General features: G+C 72.7%; 26 protein-coding genes, 1 pseudogene and 2 riboswitches. Of the genes and pseudogenes, 12 read left to right on the top strand and 15 right to left on the bottom strand.

The window, feature by feature from the left end; all coding sequences use genetic code 11:
- The first annotated feature begins 92 nt into the window (after positions 1-92).
- The 4 genes from ACIQFZ_RS03410 (at position 93) to ACIQFZ_RS03395 (ending at position 3,086) form a co-directional block, all read left to right on the top strand.
- Entirely contained in the window at positions 93-605 is a 513-nt protein-coding gene (locus ACIQFZ_RS03410; RefSeq protein ID WP_365775819.1) for an RICIN domain-containing protein, read from the top strand.
- 17 nt (positions 606-622) lie between these two features.
- Positions 623-1,861 carry a hypothetical protein gene (locus ACIQFZ_RS03405; protein WP_383057557.1) on the top strand — a complete coding sequence of 413 codons (1,239 nt, stop codon included), beginning with the start codon at positions 623-625 and terminating at the stop codon, positions 1,859-1,861.
- Positions 1,862-2,001: 140 nt separating this feature from the next.
- A complete protein-coding gene (locus ACIQFZ_RS03400; protein WP_365418112.1) occupies positions 2,002-2,508 on the top strand; it encodes a hypothetical protein in 507 nt (168 codons plus the stop codon).
- The gene (locus ACIQFZ_RS03395) at positions 2,505-3,086 is read left to right on the top strand and encodes a TlpA family protein disulfide reductase (protein ID WP_402690504.1); all 582 of its coding nucleotides are present in this window, start codon (positions 2,505-2,507) and stop codon (positions 3,084-3,086) included. Before ACIQFZ_RS03400 ends, ACIQFZ_RS03395 begins: the two co-directional genes overlap by 4 nt.
- A 125-nt stretch (positions 3,087-3,211) precedes the next feature.
- Here ACIQFZ_RS03395 and ACIQFZ_RS03390 read toward each other — a convergent pair.
- A pseudogene (locus ACIQFZ_RS03390) lies at positions 3,212-3,534 on the bottom strand (ATP-binding protein).
- Between ACIQFZ_RS03390 and ACIQFZ_RS03385 the strand changes: the two are divergent.
- Positions 3,464-3,637, top strand: a complete 174-nt coding sequence (locus ACIQFZ_RS03385) for a DUF397 domain-containing protein (protein ID WP_402690503.1) — start codon at positions 3,464-3,466, stop codon at positions 3,635-3,637. The pseudogene ACIQFZ_RS03390 and the gene ACIQFZ_RS03385 sit on opposite strands and share 71 nt — an antisense overlap.
- Before the next feature lie 3 nt (positions 3,638-3,640).
- Here ACIQFZ_RS03385 and ACIQFZ_RS03380 read toward each other — a convergent pair whose 3' ends face one another.
- The 8 genes from ACIQFZ_RS03380 to ACIQFZ_RS03345 form a co-directional block, all read right to left on the bottom strand.
- The gene (locus tag ACIQFZ_RS03380; protein ID WP_365775816.1) at positions 3,641-4,174 is read right to left on the bottom strand and encodes a PH domain-containing protein; all 534 of its coding nucleotides are present in this window, start codon (positions 4,172-4,174) and stop codon (positions 3,641-3,643) included.
- A gap of 62 nt (positions 4,175-4,236) precedes the next feature.
- Positions 4,237-4,920, bottom strand: coding sequence for a YoaK family protein (locus ACIQFZ_RS03375; RefSeq protein ID WP_402690502.1), 684 nt, complete (start codon positions 4,918-4,920; stop codon positions 4,237-4,239).
- A 113-nt stretch (positions 4,921-5,033) separates the two neighbouring features.
- A complete protein-coding gene (locus tag ACIQFZ_RS03370; protein WP_402690501.1) occupies positions 5,034-5,930 on the bottom strand; it encodes an ECF transporter S component in 897 nt (298 codons plus the stop codon).
- Positions 5,927-7,624, bottom strand: coding sequence for an ABC transporter ATP-binding protein (locus ACIQFZ_RS03365; protein WP_402690500.1), 1,698 nt, complete (start codon positions 7,622-7,624; stop codon positions 5,927-5,929). The genes ACIQFZ_RS03370 and ACIQFZ_RS03365 overlap by 4 nt, the downstream gene beginning before the upstream one ends.
- Positions 7,621-8,757 (bottom strand): CbiQ family ECF transporter T component, encoded by a 1,137-nt coding sequence (locus tag ACIQFZ_RS03360; RefSeq protein ID WP_365775812.1) that lies wholly within the window; start codon positions 8,755-8,757, stop codon positions 7,621-7,623. The genes ACIQFZ_RS03365 and ACIQFZ_RS03360 overlap by 4 nt, the downstream gene beginning before the upstream one ends.
- On the bottom strand, positions 8,750-9,394 hold the full coding sequence (locus ACIQFZ_RS03355; protein ID WP_383057550.1) for an SCO2322 family protein: 645 nt from the start codon (positions 9,392-9,394) through the stop codon (positions 8,750-8,752). The genes ACIQFZ_RS03360 and ACIQFZ_RS03355 overlap by 8 nt, the downstream gene beginning before the upstream one ends.
- Positions 9,391-10,587 (bottom strand): prenyltransferase/squalene oxidase repeat-containing protein, encoded by a 1,197-nt coding sequence (locus ACIQFZ_RS03350; protein WP_376650914.1) that lies wholly within the window; start codon positions 10,585-10,587, stop codon positions 9,391-9,393. The genes ACIQFZ_RS03355 and ACIQFZ_RS03350 overlap by 4 nt, the downstream gene beginning before the upstream one ends.
- 131 nt (positions 10,588-10,718) lie before the next feature.
- Positions 10,719-10,792: riboswitch (cobalamin riboswitch) on the bottom strand.
- Positions 10,793-10,951: 159 nt separating this feature from the next.
- A riboswitch (TPP riboswitch) is annotated at positions 10,952-11,127 on the top strand.
- Positions 11,127-11,762, bottom strand: coding sequence for a TetR family transcriptional regulator (locus ACIQFZ_RS03345; RefSeq protein WP_365418083.1), 636 nt, complete (start codon positions 11,760-11,762; stop codon positions 11,127-11,129). (Overlaps the previous riboswitch by 1 nt.)
- 209 nt (positions 11,763-11,971) lie before the next feature.
- On the opposite strand from ACIQFZ_RS03345, the gene ACIQFZ_RS03340 reads away from it, so the two are divergent.
- From ACIQFZ_RS03340 to ACIQFZ_RS03330, 3 genes are read left to right on the top strand one after another with little or no spacing between them, the layout of a single operon-like run.
- Positions 11,972-13,399 (top strand): glycosyltransferase family 4 protein, encoded by a 1,428-nt coding sequence (locus ACIQFZ_RS03340; protein ID WP_402690499.1) that lies wholly within the window; start codon positions 11,972-11,974, stop codon positions 13,397-13,399.
- Positions 13,393-14,136 carry a class I SAM-dependent methyltransferase gene (locus tag ACIQFZ_RS03335; protein ID WP_365418077.1) on the top strand — a complete coding sequence of 248 codons (744 nt, stop codon included), beginning with the start codon at positions 13,393-13,395 and terminating at the stop codon, positions 14,134-14,136. The genes ACIQFZ_RS03340 and ACIQFZ_RS03335 overlap by 7 nt, the downstream gene beginning before the upstream one ends.
- On the top strand, positions 14,133-15,206 hold the full coding sequence (locus ACIQFZ_RS03330; protein ID WP_365418074.1) for a prenyltransferase: 1,074 nt from the start codon (positions 14,133-14,135) through the stop codon (positions 15,204-15,206). The genes ACIQFZ_RS03335 and ACIQFZ_RS03330 overlap by 4 nt, the downstream gene beginning before the upstream one ends.
- 43 nt (positions 15,207-15,249) lie before the next feature.
- On the opposite strand, the gene ACIQFZ_RS03325 is transcribed toward ACIQFZ_RS03330, so the two are convergent.
- Positions 15,250-15,543 carry a hypothetical protein gene (locus tag ACIQFZ_RS03325; RefSeq protein WP_361409023.1) on the bottom strand — a complete coding sequence of 98 codons (294 nt, stop codon included), beginning with the start codon at positions 15,541-15,543 and terminating at the stop codon, positions 15,250-15,252.
- Between the two features lie 153 nt (positions 15,544-15,696).
- On the opposite strand from ACIQFZ_RS03325, the gene ACIQFZ_RS03320 reads away from it, so the two are divergent.
- Entirely contained in the window at positions 15,697-16,263 is a 567-nt protein-coding gene (locus tag ACIQFZ_RS03320) for a hypothetical protein (protein ID WP_365418071.1), read from the top strand.
- A 116-nt stretch (positions 16,264-16,379) separates the two neighbouring features.
- Here the strand turns inward: ACIQFZ_RS03320 and ACIQFZ_RS03315 are convergent, their stop codons facing one another.
- The 4 genes from ACIQFZ_RS03315 to ACIQFZ_RS03300 form a co-directional block, all read right to left on the bottom strand.
- Positions 16,380-17,150, bottom strand: coding sequence for a hypothetical protein (locus tag ACIQFZ_RS03315; RefSeq protein WP_383057544.1), 771 nt, complete (start codon positions 17,148-17,150; stop codon positions 16,380-16,382).
- A gap of 154 nt (positions 17,151-17,304) precedes the next feature.
- Positions 17,305-18,291, bottom strand: coding sequence for an N-acetylmuramoyl-L-alanine amidase (locus tag ACIQFZ_RS03310; protein ID WP_402690498.1), 987 nt, complete (start codon positions 18,289-18,291; stop codon positions 17,305-17,307).
- A gap of 10 nt (positions 18,292-18,301) precedes the next feature.
- Positions 18,302-18,964: a class I SAM-dependent methyltransferase gene (locus tag ACIQFZ_RS03305; protein WP_402690497.1), complete on the bottom strand. Its 663-nt coding sequence runs from the start codon at positions 18,962-18,964 to the stop codon at positions 18,302-18,304.
- A gap of 109 nt (positions 18,965-19,073) precedes the next feature.
- Positions 19,074-20,813: an MFS transporter gene (locus ACIQFZ_RS03300; RefSeq protein ID WP_365418060.1), complete on the bottom strand. Its 1,740-nt coding sequence runs from the start codon at positions 20,811-20,813 to the stop codon at positions 19,074-19,076.
- 274 nt (positions 20,814-21,087) lie between these two features.
- Between ACIQFZ_RS03300 and ACIQFZ_RS03295 the strand changes: the two genes are divergently transcribed.
- The 3 genes from ACIQFZ_RS03295 (at position 21,088) to ACIQFZ_RS03285 (ending at position 23,440) form a co-directional block, all read left to right on the top strand.
- A complete protein-coding gene (locus tag ACIQFZ_RS03295) occupies positions 21,088-21,630 on the top strand; it encodes a SigE family RNA polymerase sigma factor (RefSeq protein WP_402690496.1) in 543 nt (180 codons plus the stop codon).
- Between the two features lie 26 nt (positions 21,631-21,656).
- Positions 21,657-22,457 (top strand): hypothetical protein, encoded by an 801-nt coding sequence (locus ACIQFZ_RS03290; RefSeq protein WP_383057539.1) that lies wholly within the window; start codon positions 21,657-21,659, stop codon positions 22,455-22,457.
- 248 nt (positions 22,458-22,705) lie between these two features.
- Positions 22,706-23,440 carry a class I SAM-dependent methyltransferase gene (locus ACIQFZ_RS03285; RefSeq protein WP_383057537.1) on the top strand — a complete coding sequence of 245 codons (735 nt, stop codon included), beginning with the start codon at positions 22,706-22,708 and terminating at the stop codon, positions 23,438-23,440.
- 31 nt (positions 23,441-23,471) lie between these two features.
- On the opposite strand, the gene ACIQFZ_RS03280 is transcribed toward ACIQFZ_RS03285, so the two are convergent.
- Complete coding sequence (locus tag ACIQFZ_RS03280; RefSeq protein WP_402690495.1) at positions 23,472-24,113, bottom strand: response regulator; 642 nt, start codon at positions 24,111-24,113, stop codon at positions 23,472-23,474.
- Between the last annotated feature and the right edge of the window lie 44 nt (positions 24,114-24,157).

Raw genomic sequence — 24,157 nt, 5'->3', positions numbered from 1 at the left:
CTCTTTGGACACCTCCCCAACGGACGTGGTGGCGACGGTCGTTCGTGCCTAAGTTCGGTCGCGCAAGCAGATCGACTGTTCAGGGGGAAACGATGCGCAAGGCAGTCAGTTCGTTCGCGCTCGCCGCGGTGGTGACCGGGACGGTGGCCGTGGTGTCGGCTCCGGCCCAGGCCGCGCCGCAGGCGAAGGACCCGTACGCGCACACCCGGCTCGAACGGGTGTGGGCGCCCAACACGTGCCTGTCGATGGGCGGCAGCACGAAGAACAACGCGCGGCTGATCGTGGCCAAGTGCGCCAAGACCGACAAGACGCAGCGGTGGACGCTGAAGCGCCTGTACAGCAACCAGTCGGTGTTCACCATCAAGAACGACAAGTCCGGCAAGTGCCTGACGGTGGACTCCAAGAGCCGCATCGTCCAGTACACCTGCAAGCCCTCGTCGAAGAACCACCAGTGGGTGCTGTCCGGTTCACGCATCATCAGCCGGTCGAAGAACAAGGCGATCGCCTCGAACTCCACCAAGTCGGGCTCGAAGCCGTATCTGGAGGCGTGGCACTCCAGCCCGTCGAACAAGGAGCGAGGCCGGCAGGAGTGGGGCCTGTCTTGATCGGGAGCGGGGTTTTCATGCAGGGGAAGCGCTCCGTGCCGCGCGTGCTGGCGGTGACGGCGATTCCCGCCGTGCTGCTGGCGTCGTCACTGACGTCCGCTTCCGCGCAGGAGGCGGACGGTTCGTCCACGGCAGCGTCCAAGGGGGTGGCGTCCACGGGCAAGGCCGCCGTGTTCGTACTCGACGCGGACAGCGGCCGGTTCGGCGGGGCGAAGCCGGGCCTGGCCGCGTCGGTGGCCCGGGTGGCGCCGGTCCGGACGTACATCGGCAAGGCCACCGACACGCAGATCCTCGCGGCCGGCGGCCAGAAGGTGGTCGCCGACATCACGCTCGCCTCCTCTCCCGTGAAGGCGGAGCGGGCGGCGTGGGCGGCCTCGTCGCGGTTCGTCGACCTGTCCTGGCCCGACCTGGGCGCGGCCCGGTACACGGTGTACCGCAACGGCGTGAGGATCGCCGGCACGCCTGGTCACAGCCTGCGCGACACGGGAGTGGCGGCGGGCAGCCAGGTCGACTACAGGATCACCGGTGAGGCCGGTGGACTCGGGCACACCTGGGGCCTGACGGCGACGGTGCCGCGGTCCGACGACACCGCGACGCTCGCCAGGACGGCGCAGCAGATCGAGGCCAAGGCGAAGAGCTACGTCAAGACGACGGTGGTGTGGCGGTCCTTCATCCGGCAGCAGTGGGCGACCGTGCCCAGCAAGCTGGGCTCGGTGTCGGGCTGCAAGTACACCAAGGGCTACAAGTACGCTGGCGACAACCACGGCTTCTCCAGCAAGGTGACCGGCCCGTCGTTCCGGGCCGGCCTGCGCGGGATCGTGTACTGGAAGAAGTCGCCGTACGAGCTCTTCCCGGAGACCGGCTGGACGAAGGTGTACAACGCCAAGACCGGCAAGCTGGTGGACAAACGGAAGGCGTCCACGAAGGGCATCGACTTCCGGACGAAGACGCGCTTCGACGGCAAGACCCGTGCCGTGCACGCGCAGATCGAAGCCACGGACCCGTTCTGCCCGACGTCCGGGCCGAAGCGGGCGGGCATCGGCGCGTTCTACGACGCGCGGCTGGCCCGCAACGGCGACTTCTACGTGTCGGGCAAGTACCGCAAGGCCCCGGACCACGAGATGTACCTGTACGGGTACACCAGCGGCGACAAGCACTCCACGAAGGCCGTGCACCAGTCGAGGATGAGCAGCCTGCTGTGCCTGTCCCAGCCGATGTGCGAGCTCGGCACGATCGGCAACAACGGCGGCTACTGACCCCCGCCCTCCGACCCCGGGGCCCGCGCCCCGGGGTCCGCGCCCCGGCCCCGGTCACGGTCGTCGGGGCACGGGGAGGACAATGATCGGTGAAGCGGGCCGCCACTGCGCGGGCAGCCCGTGACCAAAGGGGGAATGACGTGACTGTCACCTGGCGCAGCGCTGTGTCCTACGCGCTCACCGTCGTAGTCCTGTCCTGGCTGACCGGGGCGGCCGTGGACCTGGCGTGGACGACCGCTTCCGGCGGCGGCCTCGGGGGGTGGGTCTCCCTCTGGGTGAAGGACCCGTGGAACGCGGTCTTCGTCGTGGCTGCCACCGCGTCCCTGACGCTGGCCAGGGGTCTGCTGGCCGCGCTGCCGCGCTGGCGCGTGGTCCTGGTCGACGGGTCCGTCTACCTGGTGATGCTGCTGGCCTGCTCGGGGCTGTCGGCGTGGGCCGGTGGCGACGACGCCCCGGCGGACACGGCGTCCATGATGGCGGTCTACGCGCTGTTCACGCTGCAACTCCCCGTGGCGTGGCTGCTGTGCGTGTGGCGGACGGGGCACCTGGAGGTCGTGCTCAGCCGGGCCGGATGGAACGGGACGCACAGCGAGCACAAGAACCACAGCGACCACGGGGACGACCAGCGGGACGCGACCGGGCGATGACGACGACCCGACGCCCGTGCGCGGCCGTGGCGGTGGCCGTCGCCGGTGCGGTCCTCGCCGGCTGCTCGACCCCGGACCCGATCGGCGACACCACCCCCGGGGAGCAGCTCACCAGGATCCTGAAGGAGGGCGAGCGCCCCGCCGCTCCCGAGTTCTCCGGCACCTCGCTGGAGGGCGACGAGATCCACCTGTCCGACTACCGGGGCAAGGTCGTGCTGGTCAATGCCTGGGCCTCCTGGTGCGGTCCCTGCCGGGCGGAGGCGCCCGAGTTGAAGAGGATCCAGGAGAAGTGGGGCGGCCGCGGCGTCCAGGTACTGGGGCTCGACAACGACGGCAACCGAGCCGACGGACTCGCCTTCCAGAAGGAGTTCCGTCCGGGCTACCCGTCCCTGCACGATCCGGCGGGCAAGCAGGCCCTGAGGCTGCCACACGGCTTGGTGAACACGCAGACGCTCCCGTTCACGATCGTCATCGACCCGGCCGGAAAGGTGGCGGCGACTCGCGTGGGAGCGGTGACGGAGCCGCAGATCGCGAAGGTCATCGCCCCGCTGCTGGCCGCCGCGGGGCACCCTTCGTGAGGTCTGGACCGACGCTCACTGTCCAAGCGATGGCCTTCTGCGCGGAGCTGCCGCCGGCGGCGGTGTGCGCGCTGGTGGCCTGCCGAGCTCTGCCCGGGCGGGGCCGGTGAACGGCGCGAGGCCCGTCAACGCAAAGGTCCCGCAGCGCCGGAGCACTCGAACCACACCGTCTTGCCGGTCGCTCCGCGCGGTTCCACGCCCCACTTGTCGGTCACGGCGTCGACCAGCAGCAGTCCCCGCCGGCCCTCCGCCTCCGGCGACAAGTCCAGTGGCACGGCGGGCAGTTGCGGCGAGTCGTCCGTCACCTCCACGCGGACTCCGTTTGTCTGCCGCAGCACAGCAGCGTGCACCGCCGGTCCGGGACATGCCGTACGACGTTGGCGACCAGCTCGGTCACCGCCAGCTCCACCGCAGAGTGTCTTGAGATCGCCGAAACGCCGGAGGCCACCGTGGCCGTACGGGACTCCAAGAGCCCCGCCGGCCCGCTGCTCACCCTTGCCCCCGCCGCCTTCACCGAGTTCCTGTCGTGGGCGGCTGCGGACGCCGACTGATCGTCAGCCGGCGGCCGGCGGTACCTGTCCGCCCCACTGGTGGCTGCGCTGCTCGTTCTCCACGGCCTCGTAGATCAGGCCCTGGAGGCCCTCCGGGTCCGCGACGTGCTTCAGTTCGAGCATTCCGTGTTCCGAGGCCGACTGGACGGTCAGCGTTCCCTCGTGCAGGATGCGCTCCCACAGCGTGGCCCGGAACTCGACGTCGTTGACGCGGGTCAGCGGGATGCTGTGTCCCGTCTTCGTCAGGAAGCCGGTGCGCAGGGAGACCCGCTTCGTCGTGACGATGTAGACGGTGCTGCGCCAGATCAGCAGCGGCCGCAGCCAGAACCAGACGGAGATGATCACCGCCACGCCCAGGACCACGTACCGGGCCGCGGTGCCCCAGTCCTTGCCGGACGGAATCACCCACGCCAGCGCGCCCGCCACGGCCCAGACGAGGACGAGCACGACGAACTCGCCCACCATCTGGGTCCAGTGCTGGCGGGTTGCATGTATCAGTTCCTCGTCATCGGCGAGATGACGGTCCACGTTCACCATGGGCGGCATCCTGGCACATCAAGTGCCGTACGAGTACGGCCCCTCCCACCCGGGGGACGCCGTCATTCGCGTCCCGACGTCACGACGGCCAGGACACCCGACAGCACCGCCGCGATCAGCAACGGGATGCCCAGGCCCTGATGGATCACCAGCCCGGCGCCGAGGACGGCGCCGGCCAGCATCGCGATCACGGAGGCCGTGCGGCGCGGGGAGCGGCGGCCGGCGCCGCCGCCGGCCCTGGAGTCGGCGGCGAGACTCGTCAGGGTCCTGGTCAGGACGGTGGTCGTCAGGTCGGCCACGTTCAGCTTGATGACCGTCGCGTTGCGCAGGCCCATCGCGAAGGCGGTCAGGGCGATGACGGAGTACACCATGGCCTCCGTGTCCGGCGCGGCGAAGGCCACCACCGCGGACACCGCGACCAGTAGGGCCTCGGCGGCGAGGGTCACCCTGGCCCAGGTGCGGCGCGAGCCGGTGCCGTAGCGCAGCGAGACCCGGCCGCCGACCATTGCGCCCAGCAGGAAGCACACGAGGGAGGTGGCGGTGTGCGGCACGGAGAAGCCCGGTGCCCCGGCGGCGGCGAAGCCGAGCACGACCACGTTGCCGGTCATGTTGGCGGTGAAGACGTGTCCGAGGCCGAGGTAGCTGACCGCGTCGATCAGTCCGCTGACCACCGTCAGCCCCAAGAGCACCGCCACCAGGCGCAGTCCGCGTGCCTCGGTGTCGTCCGGTGGCGGGTCCGTCTCCATGGGGTCAGGAAAGCAGAACCGCGGGGCCGTGGCAGCCGGACACGGCGAAGGCGGCGGCCCAGGGGATCGGGGGCCGCCGCCTCCACGAGTGCCGTGAGGGTCTCACCGACTGGTCACGGCGGCGGTGCGTCGAAGGTGACCGGGGCCTCGAAGGCGGCCCGGCGGGTCGCGCGGCGCAGCGCCCGCAGGACGGCGTGGCCGAGGACGAGGGTCAGGACCACGGTGACCAGAGCCCGGCCCAGGTCCCAGCCGAGCGAGGTGGCCAGGCAGTACGCCACGAACCGGGCCAGGTTGGCGGGGACGCCCGCGTGCGGGTCGAAGGCGATGGAGGAGGCGAGGGTGCCCATGAAGGGCCAGCCCGCGAGGTTCATGACGGTGCCGTAGGCGAAGGCGGCCAGGAAGCCGTAGAGCGCGAGCAGCAGCAGTTCCGTGCGTCCGCGCAGCCGTTCGGGGCCCGGCAGCAGACCCGCGCCCATGGTGAACCAGCCCATGGCGAGCATCTGGAACGGCATCCACGGTCCCACCCCGCCGGTGAGCAGCGCGGAGGCGAACATCGTCACCGAGCCCAGGACGAACCCGAAGCCCGGCCCGAGGACCCGCCCGCTCAGCACCATCAGGAAGAACATGGGCTCGATGCCGGCCGTCCCGGCCCCGATCGGGCGCAGGGCGGCCCCTGTCGCGGCCAGCACACCGAGCATGGCGACGGCCTTCGGGCCGAGGCCGGACTCGGAGATCGTCGCGGTGACGACGGCGACGAGCAGGACGAGCAGGCCCGCGAACAGCCAGGGCGCGTCCTGCGCGTGCGCGCTGAGCGACGAGGCGGGCGGGGCGAGGAAGGGCCAGCCGAACGCGGCCATGCCGACCGTGCTGACCAGGGCGAGCGCGGCGAGGGACCGGGGGCCCAGGCGGACGGCCCGCACTCGCGCGTCGGCACGGCGTGCCTTCTCGTCGGCAGGACGGGTCTTCGGGCCCGCGGAACGGGTCTTCGCGTCGGCGGGGCGGGCCGTCATGCCAGGGCCTCGCGGACCTGGGCGGCGGTGAGCCACCGTTGCGGGGCCAGGATCTTGGTGACCTGCGGGGCGAAGGAGGGGGAGGACACCACCACTTCGGCCGTCGGACCGTCGGCGATGACCTCGCCCTCGGCGAGCAGCACGATCCGGTGGGCCAGTTCGGCGGCCAGTTCGACGTCGTGCGTGGCGAGCACGATGGCGTGTCCTTCGGCGGCGAGCGCGCGCAGCAGGGCGACCAGGCGGGTCTTGGCGCCGTAGTCGAGGCCGCGGGTCGGCTCGTCGAGCAGCAGCAGGGGCGGGCGGGCGGCGAGTACGACGGCGAGCGCGAGCGCCAGCCGCTGGCCCTCCGACAGGTCGCGGGGGTGGGTGTCGTCGCCGACGCCGGGCAGCAGCTCGCGGACCAGGTCCCGGCAGGTGCCGGGCGCGGCCTGCGCGTCCTGGTCGGCGGCCGCGCACTCGGCGGCGACCGTGTCGGCGTACAGCAGGTCGCGCGGCTCCTGCGGGACGAGCCCGACCCGGCGCACCAGTTCGCGGGGCGTCGTGCGGTGCGGGACCGCGCCGCCCACCCGGACCCGCCCGGCGGACGGCTGGACCAGCCCGACGAGCGAGCCGAGCAGCGTGGACTTCCCGGCGCCGTTGCGGCCCATGAGGGCGACGGTCTCGCCGGGGGCGACGGACAGGTCGACGTTCCGCAGGGCCTGGACGCCGGCGCGGCGGACACCGAGGGAGTGGACCTCGGCCACGGGCGCGCCCGCCGGGACGGGCTCGGGGGCGGGGTCGCGACGCAGCCGCCACCGGGGCGCCGGACGGGGCGCCGGACGGGGCGCGGGGACCGGGAGTGCCGTGGCCGGTGCCGTCCCGGAGCGCACGGGCTCCCTTCCGTCCAGCCGCTGCCGCAGACCGGTGGCCCGGCGGCGGGCGTCCCGCACGGTCAGCGGCAGCGGGGACCAGCCCGCCAGCCGGCCCAGGTCCACCACCGGCGGGTACACCGGGGAGATGGCCATGACGTCCGCCGGGGGTCCAAGGAGCGGGGCGGCTCCCGGGGCGGGCAGCAGGACGACCTGGTCGGCGTACTGGACGACCCGTTCCAGGCGGTGCTCGGCCATGAGGACCGTCGTGCCGAGGTCGTGCACGAGCCGCTGGAGGACGGCGAGGACCTCCTCGGCCGCGGCCGGGTCGAGCGCCGAGGTCGGTTCGTCCAGGACGAGGACCTTGGGGTGCGGGGTGAGGACCGAGCCGATCGCGACCCGCTGCTGCTGGCCGCCGGACAGGGTGGCGATGGGGCGGTCGCGCAGGTCGGCCAGGCCCAGCAGGTCCAGGGTCTCCTCCACGCGCCGCCGCATCACGTCCGGGGCCAGGCCCAGCGACTCCATGCCGTAGGCGAGTTCGTCCTCCACGGTGTCCGTGACGAAGTGCGACAGCGGATCCTGGCCGACGGTGCCGACGACATCGGCGAGTTCACGCGGCTTGTGGGTGCGGGTGTCCCGGCCGGCCACGGTGACCCGGCCGCGCAGGGTGCCGCCGGTGAAGTGCGGCACGAGTCCGCTGACCGCGCCGAGCACCGTGGACTTGCCGACGCCGGACGGGCCGACGAGCAGGACGAGTTCACCCTCGGGCACCTCGAAGTCGACGCCGCGGAGGGTGGGTTCCACCGCTCCGTCGTAGGTGACGGAGACATCCTCGAAGCGGATCACGACGGCTCCTTGGGGGCAGGACTGGCGGGTGCGGCGAACGCGGGGGCCAGACCGAGGAGTACGGCGGCGGCGGGCCACAGGGGAAGAGCGGGCGGGACGAGCGGGACCACACCCGGGTGCAGGGCCTGGGGATCGCGGGCGGCGGCGACCGCCAGCAGGGCCGCGACCAGCATGCCCGACCCGGCGACCAGACAGGAGCGGAGGTTCCAGGAGTCCGGGCGGTAGCGGGTGCGCGGGGAGCGGCGCCCACCGAGCCACAGTCCGGCCAGGGCGGCGGCGACCCCGGTGAGCAGCACCGGCAGTCCGTAGGTGCCGCCCTCGGCGGTGAGCAGTCCGTACGTCCCGGCGCAGACGCCCAGCAGACCTCCGAGCGTGAGCGCGGCGGTGGTCCGGCGGACGGCGGGCGCGACCTCGGCGGTACGGCCGTAGCCGCGGGCGTCCATCGCGGCGGCGAGGGCGACGGAACGCTCCAACGCGCCCTCCAGGACCGGCAGTCCGACCTGCACCAGGCCGCGGACACCCCGGTCGGGGCGGCCCCGCAGCCGGCGGGCGGCACGCAGACGCCGCCCGTCGGCGACCAGGTGCGGCGCGAAGGTGAGCGCGACGACGACGGCGACCCCGGTCTCGTACAGGGCGCCGGGCAGGGACTTCAGCAGCCGGGCGGGCGCGGCGAGGGCGTTCGCGGCGCCGACGCAGACCAGCAGCGTGGCCAGCTTCAGCCCGTCGTACAGGGCGAAGACGACCGCCTCGGCCGTGACCCGGCCGCCCAGGCGGATGCCCTGCGCCCAGTGCGGCAGGGGGACTTCGGGAAGGGAGACGAGCACGTGCGAGCCGGGAATGGGCGAGCCGAGCACGACGGCGAAGACCAGGCGGATGACGAGGACGGCGAGGGCGAGCCGGACGAAGGCGGTGTAGGACCGGGCGGACGGCGTGTTGGGGCGGCAGCTCACCACGACGTAGCCGGAGACCGCCAGCAGCAGGCCGAGCAGCAGGGGATTGGTGGTGCGGGTGGCCGCGGTGCCGAGGGCCAGCGCCCACAGCCACCAGGCGCCCGCGTGGACACCGGCGGAGCCGCGGGCGGGTGCGCCGCCGGCGCGGCCCGCCCGCCCGCGGTCCCGCACGGCGTCACGCATCCCTGCGCCGCCGCGCCTGCCAGACGGCCGCCGCGGCCAGCACGACCACCACGGCACCACCGGCGAGGAGACCCACCGAGGGGCCGTCCTCGCGCGGCTCGTCCGCGGCCGGCCGCTCGCTCCTGCCCGCCGCCACCTGCTCGCCGCAGCCCTTCTGCGGATAGCCGGCGATGGCGCACAGCAGGGCGTTGGTGTCGTACCGCAGCGGTTTCGCCACGGCCGCCAGGGCCTCCGCCGTGGTCGCGTCGGACGGCACCCGGGCGCACTCCGTGCGCGGCGCCGGCGGGGTCTCGCCGGCCGGGGCGTCCGCCTGGACGCCGAAGTCGAGGACGAGAGCCACCCGCTTGCTGCCCTTCTCGGCGGGCGTCTTGGTGCAGATGGCCTCGAAGTCGGCCGTCCCGCGCGGCTTGCTCGCGTCCTGGGAGTCCTCGCTCACCGCGAACCGGAGGCCCTGGACGTCGCCGTCGGAGGGACGTGCGGTCGACGGGCCCTCGGTGGCGTACACCCACTTCTCGCCGTCGCGGTCCCAGAAGGACCAGTACCGGTAGCCGGTGGCCTGCGCCTGACCGGCACCGGCCACCAGCAGGAGCGCGGCGGCGAGCAGCGGTGCGCACAGCGCCCGGAGCCGGCGGGTCACGACTGGCCCTGCTTCTTCCGGCCGCTCAGCAGGAACCCGATGCCGACGCCCGCGACGAGGAAGACGCCGACGGTCCACCAGACGCCGAAGGGGGAGTCCTTCTCGGCGGCGGCCTGGGGAGCCGGTCCGGTCGCGTTGAGCCGCTCGACCAGGTCGACACCGCCGAAGTCACGCGGGTCGGCGCCGGCCGCGCGGGCCGCGAAGACGAGCTGGGCGTAGGCAGCGGGGCCGCTCTGCTTGGCCCACGCCTCGGAGTTCTTCTCCAGCCACTTCAGCGGCTTCTGTGCTTGTGCCGGCCCGCTCTGCACGGCCAGGGCGACGACCGTGTCGGCGGTGTTGCCGAAGTCGGGCTGGTCGGTGGAACCGGGGAGGGAGGAGGTGAGGTGACCGTCCTTGGCGACGGCCTGCGCGAGGTACGAGGCGCCGTTGGCCGCGGCCCGGTCGGGGCTGGGCTTGCCGGAGTCCTCGCAACGGGCCTCGGCGCCCTTGCCCTTGCCCTCGGGGGCCATGCCCTGCCCGAGCGCGGCGACGACGGCGGCCGCCGTGGCGTCCGCGTTGGCGGCGAGCTTGCCCTTCTTGTCCGGCTGGTAGGCGAAGGCGCCGGCCCCGTCGCCGGAGCACGGCAGGGCGAAGGCGAGCAGGGCGTCGTAGGGGGACTTGCCGTCCTTGACGACGCTCTCCGGCTTCTGCCCGACGGCGGCGAGCGCGCCGATCACGACCGAGGTCGAGTTGGTGTCGCTGGGCCCGCCGGGCGTGTACCCCCAGCCGCCGTCCTTGTTCTGCACGGACTTCAGCCAGGACACCGCCTTGCCGGTGGCCGTGTCGTGGCCGCCGAGCGCGGCGAGGGCCTGCACGGCGGCGGCGGTGCTGTTGGTGTCGACCATCAGCTTGGCGTCGCAGACCTTGCCCGGCTCGGCGCGGAAGGCCGCGAAGGAGCCGTCGGCGCACTGCTGTCCGGTCAGCCAGTCCACGGCCTTGGCGGCGGGCCGCACCTCCATGGTGTGCTGCGCGAGCAGCGCCAGGGACTGGCGCCAGACGCCGTCGTACTGGGGGTCGGTGGTGCCGTAGAGCCCCGCCGGAAGAGCCGGAGACGACGGGGACGGGCCGGCGGACGTGTCTGCGACGGCGGGGGCCGCGCTGCCGATCACGGCGACGGCGGCGGCCAGGGCCGCGGCGCTGCGGCGGAAGTTCATGATCGGCGGGTGCCTCTCCCTGCGGGGAGCCGGACAGCACGGGACACCCCGGCGGCTCGGCTCCGTATACCTCGACGGTGCGATGCGCCGGCGGACCTGCCGATGCGCATGAGCCGGTCACGTCCCGTCCTGGGCATTCCGGCTCGCCGCCCTCGCGGGACGGCTCACGGCTGCGGGTCAGCGCCGGATTTCCACCGGCTTCCCCCCGAACGGGTGTGATGACGACCCGGTCACTCTACCGGCCTACCGGAAAGGCCCCGAGCGGTGCCCGATGCCCGTCTCGCCCGGCGCGGGAGAAACCGAAAAAATCTTCGGATTGGGGGGTTCCATCCGGTTCAGACAGATTTATTCTGTTAGTGGCCTACGAGGCGAGTGAGGGAGTTCAACCGGAGTAGCCGACTTTGGCGAGACGCTACGGCATCCGCTGAGGCCGACGTCGACGGTCGGGCTGAGAGGCCGGAAGGTAGCAGTCGGACCCGAAGGCGACCCCCATTACCTGATCCGGGTAATACCGGCGAAGGGAACCCGTCTCGTAGGTCCTATTCGTGCGCCTCGAGGGGCGCCGCGGGGGGCACGGTCAGGTCGATCAGCCGGCACGCCGTCCCTATGTCGGCCTTCGCCTGGGCGAGGGAGGCGCGGCCCGAGAGCCAGGTGATCAGGGCCGAGAGCCAGGTGTGCTCGATCACGCGGACCGCGGAGAGCTGCTCGGCGGTGGGCTCCTCCAGTCCCATGGCGTCCAGGATGATCGCGGTGGTCTGGCGGGAGACCTGGTCGACCTCCGGGCTCACGCTGCGGTCCGCGAAGGTCAGCGCGCGGACCATCGCGTCCGCGAGGTGGGGGTCGCGCTGGAGGGCGCCGAAGGCGCGCATCAGGGTCTCCGCCACCCGCTCGGCGGCGCTCTCGCCGGCCGGCGGGTTCTTGCGCAGCGTGCCGTGCAGCCGCTCCAACTGGTCCTGCATCGTGGCGACGAGCAGGTGGACCTTGGACGGGAAGTACCGGTAGAGCGTGCCCAGTGCCACCTGCGAGGACTCCGCGACCTCCCGCATCTGCACGGCGTCGAAGCCGCCCCGGGCGGCCAGTTGCGCGCTCGCGCGCAGGATGCGGCGGCGGCGGGCCTCCTGCCGCTCGGTGAGGGGCGGTGAGGCCGGCCGGGAGGTACTGGCTCGCGCAGGCATGGATCCCGTTCCGTGACAGTCGGTGAGGCAGGGGGACCGGACCGCGGGCGGTGGCGCGGGCCGTGGTGCGAATCACCCGATCCGCTGCTCACAGCGAATCTACCTGCCGGTAGATTCGGAGCCTCCTGAACGATCAAGTCTGAAACTTGTTCTAGATTAGCGTCCCGACGTAATCTCGCGGGACAGTGCAGTCAGAAGGGGGGGCCGGAGTGACTGCTGAGCCCAGTCAGGCGGGGTCCCCGGCGGACCAGGCCGCGGACGGCGAGCGACCGCTCGGCATAGCGCTCCTCACCTACAAGGGGAACCCGTTCTGCGGCGGCCAGGGCGTCTACGTACGCCACCTCTCGCGCGAACTGGCCCGCCTCGGCCACCGGGTCGAGGTGATCGCCGCCCAGCCGTACCCCGTCCTCGACACCCTCGGTGACATCGCCGGCGACGGCCACGACGGCCGGCTGCGCCTGACCGAGCTGCCGAGCCTGGACCTCTACCGGCAGCCGGACCCCTTCCGCACCCCGAAGCGCGACGAGTACCGCGACTGGATCGACGCGCTGGAGGTCGCCACCATGTGGGCCGGCGGCTTCCCCGAGCCGCTGACCTTCTCGCTGCGCGCCCGCCGCCATCTGCGCGCCCGGCGCGGGGAGTTCGACATCGTCCACGACAACCAGACCCTGGGATACGGGCTGCTGGGGGACGTCGGCGCGCCGCTGGTCACCACCATCCACCACCCCATCACTGTGGACCGGAAGTTGGAGCTGGACGCCGCCGAGGGATGGCAGCGGCGCTGGTCCGTACGGCGCTGGTACGCCTTCACCCGCATGCAGAAGCGCGTCGCGCGCAGGCTGCCCTCCGTGCTCACCGTATCCGGCACCTCCCGCCAGGAGATCGTCGACCACCTCGGCGTGCGCGAGGACCGCGTCCACGTCGTGCACATCGGCGCCGACACCGACCTGTTCTCACCCGACCCGGCCGTGCGGCAGGTACCCGGCCGGATCGTGACCACCTCCAGCGCGGACGTGCCGCTCAAGGGGCTGGTGTTCCTCGTCGAGGCGCTGGCGAAGGTGCGTGCCGAGCACCCCGCCGCGCACCTCGTCGTCGTCGGCAAGCGGCCCGAGCAGGGCCCGGTCGCGCAGGCGGTCGAACGCTACGGCCTCGAAGGCGCCGTCGAGTTCGTGAAGGGGATCTCGGACGCCGAACTGGTCGGCCTGGTCCGCTCGGCCGAGGTCGCGTGCGTGCCGTCGCTGTACGAGGGCTTCTCCCTGCCGGCGGCCGAGGCCATGGCCGCGGGCACTCCGCTGGTCGCCACGACCGGGGGCGCCGTCCCCGAGGTCGCCGGACGCGACGGCGAGACGTGCCTGGCCGTGCCGCCGGGCGACGCCGGGGCGCTGGCCGTGGCGCTCGGCCGGCTGCTGGGAGACCCGGAGCTGCGCCTCCGGCTGGGCCGGGCCGGGCGGGAGCGGGTCCTGCGGCACTTCACCTGGGCCCGCGCCGCCGAGGGGACCGTGGCCCGGTACCGCGAGGCCCTCGCCCGCTCCCGCGCGGGCACTCCCGTCGCGGCCGCCACGGGCGCCGGTCCCGCACGGACCGGCACCACCACGACCGACGCCGACCTCAACCGAGAAAGCAGGGCCACGTGCTGACCGTCGACTTCTCCCGGTTCCCGCTCGCCCCGGGCGACCGCGTGCTGGACCTCGGATGCGGTGCCGGCCGGCACGCGTTCGAGTGCTACCGGCGCGGGGCCCGGGTCGTGGCGCTGGACCGCAACGGCGAGGAGATCCGCGAGGTCGCCAAGTGGTTCGCGGCGATGAAGGAGGCCGGGGAGGCACCGGAAGGGGCGACCGCGACCGCCATGGAGGGCGACGCGCTGGCGCTGCCCTTCCCCGACGATTCCTTCGACGTCGTCATCATCTCCGAGGTGATGGAGCACATCCCCGACGACAAGGGCGTCCTCGCCGAGATGGTCCGGGTGCTCCGGCCGGGCGGGCGGATCGCCGTCACCGTGCCGCGCTACGGCCCCGAGAAGGTCTGCTGGGCCCTGTCCGACGCCTACCACGAGGTGGAGGGCGGCCACATCCGCATCTACAAGGCCGACGAACTCCTCGGCAGAATGCGCGAGGCGGGCCTGAAGCCCTACGGCACCCACCACGCGCACGCGCTGCACTCGCCGTACTGGTGGCTGAAGTGCGCGTTCGGCGTCGACAACGACCAGGTGCTGCCGGTGCGGGCGTACCACAAGCTGCTGGTCTGGGACATCATGAAGAAGCCGCTGGCCACCCGGGTGGCCGAGCAGGCGCTGAACCCGCTGATCGGCAAGAGCTTCGTCGCGTACGCGACGAAGCCGCGGCTGCCCGACACGGCCGGGGGCGCCGAGGCGTGACGACTCCCCGGACAGAACACCTCGTCCTGCCCGGGGTCCTCACCGCCGGGCAGGCCGCCGCGACCGTACGCGGCATACTCGCCGGCCAGCGGGAGGACGGGGCGATCCCGTGGTTCCGCGGGCACCACCTCGACCCGTGGGACCACGTCGAGGCGGCGATGGCGCTGGACGCGGCCGGCGAGCACGAGGCCGCCGAGCGCGCCTACGCGTGGTTGGCCCGCCACCAGCTCCAGGACGGCTCCTGGTACGCGGCCTACGCCGACGGGGCGCACGACGACGTCACCGACCGCCGCCGGGAGACCAACTTCGTCGCCTACACGGCCGTTGGGGTCTGGCACCACTACCTCTCGACGGGCGACGACACCTTCCTGGACCGCATGTGGCCCGTCGTGTACGCGGCGATCGAGTTCGTGCTGCGGCTCCAGCAGCCCGGCGGGCAGATCGGGTGGAAGCGGGAGGACGACGGCACGGACACCGCGGACGCGCTGCTGACCGGGTGCTCCTCGGTCCACCACGCGCTGTGCTGTGCGCTGGCCATCGCGGAGCAGCGTGAAGAGCCGCAACCGGACTGGGAGTTGGCGGTCGGTGCGCTCCGGCACGCGATCCGTGCGCACCCGGAGCGGTTCCTGGACAAGGACCGCTACTCCATGGACTGGTACTACCCGGTGCTGGGCGGCGCGCTGACCGGCGCGGAGGCGAAGGCGCGCATAGCGGAGGGCTGGGACCGCTTCGTGGTGCCCGGACTCGGGGTGCGCTGCGTCGTCCCCAACCCGTGGGTGACGGGCGGAGAGTCGGCCGAACTCGCCCTGACCCTGTGGGCGGTGGGCGAGTCCGACCACGCCCTGGCCGTGCTCCAGTCCATCCAGCACCTGCGCGACCCGGACACGGGCCTGTACTGGACGGGCTACGTCTTCGAGGACGACGCCGTGTGGCCCCGCGAACTGACCACGTGGACCGCCGGCTCCCTGCTGCTCGCGGTGGCCGCGCTCGGCGGCCACGAGGCCACCTGCACGGTCTTCGCGGCGGGCGACCGCCTGCCGCGGGGCCTCGACACGGACTGCTGCGGCTGACGCCGTTCGCCAGTCCGGACCGGCCCGAACCGGCCCGCCGCCGTCAGTGCCGGTGCATCCGGTTGGCGACGGCGTGGCCGACGAAGAGGTACACCACGGCGGCCAGGCCGTAGCCGGCGATCACGCGGGCCCAGGGCCTGTCGAAGGTGAAGAGGTCCCGGGACCAGCCGGCCAGCCAGTCGGCCGCGCCGTGGACGAACCGGACCAACTCGTTGGCCCGGTTGGCGTCCAGCAGGTACATCAGAATCCACAGTCCGAGGATGACGGCCATGACGTCCGCGACCACCGCGATGACCGTACCGGCGGAGTTGGAACCTGTGCGATATCGAGGGGACATGCCCTTGCGTCTGCCCCGGAATCCCGCCGGAAACCCGGCCCGCGCACGGGGAGTGACCCGGAGGGTACCTCCAGTGCACTGTTTCGGCACGGCCACCCGGGATCACACGGACCTCCTGAACAACACCCGGAGCAACATGTTCGGGAGGACATCGTGCCCGTACCGATACGGCGCCTCGCCCTGGCGCTGACGCTCTGCTGCGCCCTGCTCGCCGGTTCCACCGGATGGGCCGCGGGCGCCCAGAGCACTCCGCAACACAGTCCGACGGTCGCCGTGGCGGCGGCCAAGCCCAGGCCCACCACGCCCGCGGAGAGGCAGCACTTCGCCAAGACCCGGTTCGTGGCGAACGCGGCGCTCGCGGCCGGGGCCACCTACGAGTGGATCGTGAAACCGTACAAGCAGGGCAAGTTCAAGAAGGGCGCTCCCCACCGCAGGCGCACCCTCGTCAAGGCCGCCCTGGCCGGTGCCTTCACGTACAACCGGCTCAAGGCCGCCGTGCGCAACGCCCACGGCGACCCGCTGCTGTCGAAGGCACTCGCCCCGCTCAACAAGGCCATCAACGACCTGAAGACCCTGCCCTCCAAGCTGCGCCGCGGCGACACCTCGGCGGTCGGTGACTACAACAACGTCATCAACAAGGTGAAGGGCGCCGGGAGCAGCGCGGGCGCCCCGGTCCACAACAAGGTGCCGACCCACTCGCAGCTCATCCACGGCTCCTAGGAGCCGTTCCGGGCTGTTCACCGACGGCCTGCCGGGTCCAGGCCTCGCGTGCGGCACGGCAACGGCCCCCCGCCCGGTGAGGGCGAGGGGCCGCGGCGCGGGTCCGGCGGGCCGGATCAGCCGCGCTGGATGTTGGACGCGTCCTGGAGGACACCCCGGCGGCCGTCCTGCATCTCGGTCAGCAGGCCCTGACCGCGCTGCTCCACGGCCAGGTACCACACGCCCGGCGCCAGTTCGGCGATCGGCGCGGGAGAGCCGTCCTCCGCGAACAGCGGACGCGGCGCCGGCACGGCGAACCAGAACGGCGAGAAGCCGGCCGCGGGCTGCTGCCCCTGCGGGGCCTGCTGCGGCCGGCCACCGCCGAACGACGGCTGGTTCTGCTGCGGCTGCCCGCCGAACGGCTGCTGAGCGCCCGGGTAGCCGTACCCGCCCTGCGGCTGTCCGGCGTAGGGCTGCGGCTGCGGCGCGGCCGGCCTGGGCGCGGGCATCAGGGCGGCCTGGAGGGCCGGGACCAGCGGGGTGGCGACGGCGCCGGCGGCCAGGACGAGGGCCGCGATGAAGCCCAGGATCAGGCCGGCGCCCGCGCCGACCTGGGGAGCGTCCACCAGGTTCCAGAACATGATCCATGCCACCAGGACCGTGAACGCCACTCCCACCGCGCCCAGGTCCAGGCCCGCCACCTTGCGGGGCTGCGGCAGAGACCGGTTGACGACGATCAACGCGGCGCCGATCACTCCGCCCATGTAGACGCCGAGCCCCAGCCCGAGCGCGTCCCAGGCGTTGTTGGTCAGGAGGCTCGAGTAGGTGTGGAGGAACGACGCGATGAACAGCAACACCGCTGCTCCGATCACCACGCCGTCGCCCCGAGTGAGGGAGCGGATATTCACGTCAGGTCCTTCTGGTTCGTCGTCTCGTCGGTGGAGGCGTCGCTGTCACCATCTCGCCGTCAGGCCGCGGTGCGAAGCGCGGGGGTGGCGCCTCATCGTACGGATGACACTATCGTCCGTACGGCCACGATGTCCGCCGGGATGAGTGCGCTGATCACGACCCGCGCAGGAAACTCACGATTCCCTCAGAGATCCCCTCTGCCGCCTTCTGCCGCCAGTCGCCGCTGGTGAGCGATGCCGCGTCCTTGCTGTCGCGCATGTTGCCGCACTCGATGAACACCTTGGGAACCGTTGACAGATTGAGACCGCCCAAATCCTTCCGCGTGACGAGGCCGGTGCCGCCGCCGATGTAGTTGGACGGCGCCTCGCCCGTGACCCGCACGAAGTTGCCCGCGATGCGCTCGCCCAGATCGCGGGAGGAGGAGACGATCGGTCGGGTGTCGGCGGAGCCGGCGTGCACGGCCCCCGGGAGGATCACGTGGAAGCCGCGGTCGCCGGACGCGGCGCCGTCGGCGTGGATCGACACGGAGGCGTCCGCGTGCGCGTCGTTGCCGATCCGGGCGCGCTCGTCGACGCACGGGCCCCAGGCCGGAGAGTCGCCGTCGTGGGTCAGCTTCACCGTCGCGCCCTGCGCCTCGAGCAGCGCGCGCAGCCGGTGGGCCACGTCCATCGTGAACCGGGCCTCGGTGTACCCGGCGTTGGTGGACGTGCCGGTGGTGTCGCACTCCTTGCGGTTGGTGCCGATGTCCACCGTGCGGTTGATCTCCGCCGTGTGCCGGAAGTTGCCCTGGTTGTGGCCCGGGTCGATGACGACGACCTTGCCCTTGAGCGGGCCGGAGGCGGCCGGGGTCCGGCCGGCCCCCTTGCCGTTCTGACCGGGGGAGGAGGGTGGCACCGGCTTCTCGGACGCCTTGGCCCCCTTGGACGCCTCGGGCGCCTCGGACGCCGAGGAGGAACCGGTCGCCGACGGCGGGGCCGCCGTGTCCGAGCCGCCGCCCGGGTCGCCCACCGCCTCGTACACCAGCCAGCCCAGCAGCGCGCCGGGCACCAGTGCCGCGAGGGAGACGGTCAGCAGTCCCCGGCGGAGGCGGCCGGGGCGCTCGGGCTGCGGGACATCGAAGTCGGGGCCTGTGTACGACACGTCTGCGACTCTAACGGCGGGTGCGGGTGCCTGCTTCGGTTCGCCGCAGTACGCGCAGCGATCCGGCCGCCGACTCCTCGGTGAAGGCGCCCGACTCCAGGGCCCGCAGGTAGACGCGGTACGGGGCCTGCCCGGTGAACTCGTCCACCGGGTCCGGGAACACGTCGTGGATGACCAGCAGCCCGCCCTCGGCCAGGTGCGGCGCCCACCCCTCGTAGTCGGCGCCGGCGTGCTCGTCGGTGTGGCCGCCGTCCACGAAGACCAGGCCGAGTGGGGTGTTCCACAGGGCGGCGATCTGCGGCGAGCGGCCGACGAGCGCCACCACGTGCTCCTCGAGACCCGCCCGGTGCAGGGTCCTGCGGAACGTGGGGAGCGTGTCCATCAGCCCGATCTCGGGGTCGACCGTCTCCGGGTCGTGGTACTCCCAGCCGGGCTGCTGCTCCTCGCTGCCGCGGTGGTGGTCCACGGTGAGCGCGGTGACCCCGGCCCGCCGGGCCGCGTCGGCGAGCAGGACCGTCGAGCGCCCGCAGTACGTGCCGACCTCCAGCAGCGGCAGCCCGAGCCGCCCGGCCGTCACGGCCGCCGCGTACAGCGCGAGCCCCTCGTCGGTGGGCATGAACCCCTTCGCGGCCTCGAACGCGGCGAGGACTTTCGGCTCGGGTGCCGCGGGCATGGGGGTCCTTCCGGTCGGTCGTGCATCCGTTCCGGCGCCATGCTGCCGCACCCCCTGCCGCGCGGGCGACAGGGGGTGCGGTGGCATATCTCTCAGGCGTACGGCTGCTTCAGGCGGTGACCGACTCGCCCGGCAGGGACAGGTCCAGGTCGACCGGGTGGTCCTCGCCGGGGTGGGTCGCCGCGCTGGCGTGCGGGCCGTGCCCGGCGGCGCGGGCGGCCAGGACGTACGGGCCCCGCGCCGGGACCGCGAGGGCGTAGCTGCCGTCCTCGGCGGAGAGCGTGGCGCCCGCCTGGCGGCCGCGGCGGTCGATCAGCGTGACCTTGGCACGGGCGACCGGGGCGCCGCCGGCGTCCAGGACCCGGCCGCGGAAACCGCGCAGGACCGCCTCGGCCCGCGCCAGGTTGGCGTCCTCCTCGCTGCTCGCGCGCAGCCGCGGGCCCGTCGAGAGGTTCGGCCGGGGCAGGCACAGGGCCAGCGCCAGGCCCACGACGACGGCGGCCGTGGCGATCAGGAAGGAGACGCGGAAGCCGTGCATGGTGGGGATCGCGAGGCCGCCGGTGTGGTGCGCGGTATTGGCCAGCACCATGCCGATCACGGCGCTGGACACCGAGGTGCCGATGGACCGCATCAGGGTGTTGAGACCGTTGGCCGCGCCCGTCTCGGAGGCCGGGACCGCGCCGATGATCAGCGCGGGCAGCGAGGAGTACGCCAGTCCGATGCCGGCGCCCAGGACCACCGAGATGACGACGGTCTGCCAGGCCGCGTTCATCAGGCCGAGGCCGGCGGCGTACCCGACCGCGATGACCATCAGGCCGATGATCAGGGTGACCTTCGGGCCGTAGCGGGCGGACAGACGGGCGTAGACCGGCGCGGTGAACATCATGGTCAGGCCCAGCGGGGCCACGCACAGACCGGCGACGACCATCGACTGACCGAGCCCGTAGCCGGTGGCGGCGGGCAGTTGGAGCAGCTGCGGCAGGACGAGGGAGACGACGTAGAAGCTGACGCCGACCATGATCGAGGCGAGGTTCGTCAGCAGCACCTCGCGGCGGGCGGTGGTGCGCAGGTCGACCAGCGGGGCCGCGACGCGCAGCTCCATCAGGCCCCACAGGAGCAGGACGACGACGGCCGCGGCGAACAGGCCGAGCGTGGTGGGCGACGACCAGCCCCAGTCGCTGCCCTTGGTGACGGGCAGCAGGAGCAGGACCAGACCGACGGACAGGCCCAGCGCGCCCGGCAGGTCGAAGGAGCCCTCGGCGCGCGCCGGGGACTCCGGTACGACGAGGAGGGTGAGGCCGATGGAGAGGACGCCGAGGCCGGCGGCGCCGTAGAAGAGGGTGTGCCAGTCGGTGTGCTGGGCGACCATGGCCGCGGCGGGCAGGGCGAGACCGCCGCCGACGCCGATCGAGGAACTCATCAGCGCCATGGCGGAGCCGAGCCTCTCGCGCGGCAGCATGTCCCGCATCAGGCCGATGCCGAGCGGGATCGCGCCCATCGCGAAGCCCTGAAGCGTGCGGCCCGTGATCATGGGCAGCAGGGCGGAGGTGAACGCGCTGACCAGCGCGCCGACCACCATTACGGCAAGGCTGGCGATCAGCATGCGGCGCTTGCCGTACAGGTCGCCGAGGCGGCCCATGATCGGCGTGGCCACCGCGCCGGACAGGAGGGTGGAGGTCAGGACCCAGGTGGCGTCGCTGGGCGAGGTGTCCAGCAGTTGCGGCAGGTCCTTGATGACCGGGACGAGCAGGGTCTGCATCACCGCGACGACGATCCCCGCGAAGGCGAGCACCGGGACGACGGCCCCGCTCGCTCTCCGTTCGGGCCGTCCGGTCGTCGTGAGCGTCATCGAGTGGGGCCTCCGGGCCGTGAGGGTGGAGCGTGCGGTCATCCGTGCGGAACGAGCGCTGGGTCAACCCCGTAGGCCGAGGCAACTATTCCGATGCTTTGGCGTACTAACGATTTCTTGACCGTTCCGTGGCAATCCGAACAGCCGTCAGGCCGGGGCAGTCGCGCTGCGGGAGGGGCGGGGCCCGGGCGGGCGGGGCCTGAAAGAATTCCCGTGGGGATGAGGCAACGGTCCGGGTGGCTCGTGGACTCCTTTTGATATCCAGGAGGTGCCCATGGGGGTTCGGAAACAGGCTCGGGAAACGGAGTTCCAGAGCTTCGTCATTGGCCGCTGGCCGCGGCTGATGCGTACGGCTTTTCTCCTTACGGGGGAGCAGCACGCCGCGGAGGACCTCGTCCAGTCGACGCTGGAGCAGGTCTACGTGGCTTGGCGCAGGGTCGGCTCGGCCGACGATCCGGAGGCGTACGTACGCCGAGTGATGATCAACGCGCATGCGCGCAGACACCGCAGACGTCTGAAGGAGTTCCTCGCGCCGCGGGACGACTCGGGGCTGGTGCACGATGTGGCCGACACCGGTGACCGCATCGGCCAGGCCGATGACCGCAGCGCCCTGCTGAAGGCGCTCGCCCAACTGCCTCCGCGGCAGCGGCAGGCGGTGGTCCTGCGCTACTGGGAGGACCTGACGGAGACCCAGGCGGCAGAGGCGATGGGATGTTCGGTCGGCACGGTGAAGAGCAACGCGGCCAAGGGGATCGCGAAACTCCGTGCCCTGCCTGGGCTGGTCGAGACGGTGATCGAGGGAGGGCACAAGCGATGAGCGCGGACCGGGAGACGAATCACCACATGACGGACAGGGATATCGCCTTCCTGCTGGCCGACGCCGCGGACGAGGCCGAGGTCGGCATGGCCCCGGTCCAGGCGGTGCTGCGCGGTGGCCGCCGCCGCAGAGCCCGCCGCTGGGCGGTGGCGACGGCCACGGCGGTGGTGCTCGCGGGCTCGACGGGGGCCACGCTGGCGGTGGCCGGGCTGCCGGGCAGTGGCGGTCATCGAGTGGTCCCCGCCGCCACCCTGCCGCCGGCGACCGGCAAGCCGGACGTGTTCCAGCCCGCGAACGCCGTCACGCTGGCGCTCGGCACCGACCAGGGCAAGCCGTGGAAGGTCGCGATCGACGTGTGGCCCGCGCCTCGCGACAAGGCCGAGGCCCAGTGGATGCTGAACGCGATGCGGGAGTACGGCGAGACTCCCCCGGAGGTCCGAACAGCATCCGAACTGGTGGGCAAAAGCGCCTACTTCGTGCGCCGCAGCATCGGGGACACCGACGCGCTGGGCGCGGTGCAGGTGCAGGGTACGACCACCAAGGCAGACAAATTTTCGGGCACCGACCTCGTGGCATTTGCGGGTGGGCTGGACCCCACCAGCGACGTTTCGCAGCGCCTGGTGATCGGTCATGTCGCCCGAACAGCCCAGCAGGTGACCTGCACCTGGAAGGACGGAACCACCACCGTGATCGGCCGGGCGCCCTCGGACGGGGACGTCAAGGACGACCAGTTGGCGATCCGCCCGGTCGCCAACTCCCCGTACGCCTGGTTCGTGTGCGTGGCACCGAAGAACACGGCGTACAAGACGGTCAAGGTGACGGGGTAGCGGTGCGGCGGTGGCGCCACTGCCGGAAAAGTGCGGCAGGCGCGGCCCGTGAAACCGCCGCCACGGCGCCCACATAGGCGGGCACGCCTGTTTCCCGCCCCTGCCGGGGTGGTGGCCCATCGGTGCCTCTCCGGGTCTTCCGGAGAGGCCGCCAAGGGTGTCGGCCGGCCGCCGTAGTAAGCCGTTGACCTGGGTTTTCAGGGCGCCCAGCCCTACGATCGCCCTACTCGGATGCGGAAGGGGGCCGTATGGAGCGGGACATGCGCACGGTCGAGGATGTGCTGGTGCTGTTGGACGGGCTGTTCGCGCCGGACGCCGACCGGTGGACCGGTGGCGCGGCCGGCTGGTGGGACGGGTTCTACGCGGACCGGACCCGTCCGGTGCCGTTCTTCGCGGACAAGCCGGACGAGAACCTCGTCGAGTGGCTGGAGCGGGGGCTGATCGGCGGCCGCCGGGCACTGGACCTGGGGTGCGGGCCGGGGCGCAACGCCTTGCATCTCGCCGCGCGGGGCTTCGCGGTGGACGCGGTCGATCTGTCGTCGACGGCCGTCACCTGGGCCCGGGAGCGGGCCACAGAGGCGGGGGCCGAGGTGCGCTTCCTGTGCGGGGACGCCTTCGGCCCGGCCGGCGCGCAGCTCACCGGCCCGTACGACCTGGTGTACGACTCCGGCTGCTTCCACCATCTGCCGCCGCACCGCCGGATCAGCTACCTGGCCCTGCTGGACCGGGTCCTGGCCCCCGGCGGCCATCTGGTCCTGACCTGTTTCGCGGCCGGAGCCATGGGCTGCGAGCTGTCCGACGCGGAGTTGTACCGCACCTCCCGACTGCACGGCGGGCTCGCCTACACGCCCCAGTCGCTGCGGCGGATCTTCGCGGACCTGACCGAGGTGGAACTGCGCCGGATGCGGGACGAGCCGGAGGGGTCGCCGTACTTCGGGGAGGCGTTCCTGTGGGCGGGGCTGTTCCGGCGGGAGCCGGGGTAGCGAACGCCCGGGGCGCGTCCGGGCGGCGGGGTCACAGCCAGCCCTGGCGGCGGGCCTCCCGTACGGCCTCCGTGCGGTTGCGGGTGCCGGTCTTGCCGATCGCGGCGGACAGGTAGTTGCGGACGGTGGACTCCGACAGGTGCAGCTTCGCGGCGACGTCGGAGGCCGTCGCCCCGTCGGCGGAGGCCCTGAGCACGTCGCACTCGCGGGCGGTGAGCGGACTGGGGCCCGCGGTGAGGGCGGCCGCGGCGAGCACCGGGTCGACCACCGTCTCTCCGGCCAGCACCCGGCGGATCGCGGCCGCCAGCTCCTCCACCGGCCCGTCCTTGACCAGGAAGCCCCCGGCCCCGGCCTCCATGGCCCGGCGCAGATAGCCGGGCCGGCCGAAGGTGGTCAGGATCAGCACCCGGCAGCCGGGAGCCTGCTCGCGCAGCTCGGCGGCGGCGTCCAGACCGCTCATCCCGGGCAGTTCGATGTCCAGCAGCGCCACGTCGGGGCGGTGGGTCAGCGCGGCGTCCACGATGGCGTCGCCCGCCGAGACCTGGGCGACGACCTCCATGTCGTCCTCCATGCCGAGCAGCAGGGCGAGCGCGCCGCGCATCATCTGCTGGTCCTCCGCGAGGAGGAGGCGGATGGACTGGGCGGGCCGGCGGTCCCCGGGCATCTCGTTCATGGACCAAGGGTATTGACTCCGCGCGCCGCGGGCGCGCGGATGGA

The organism is Streptomyces sp. NPDC093064 (assembly GCF_044754605.1).
Lineage (GTDB): Bacteria > Actinomycetota > Actinomycetes > Streptomycetales > Streptomycetaceae > Streptomyces.
This window is presented reverse-complemented; position numbering and strand designations above follow the sequence as displayed.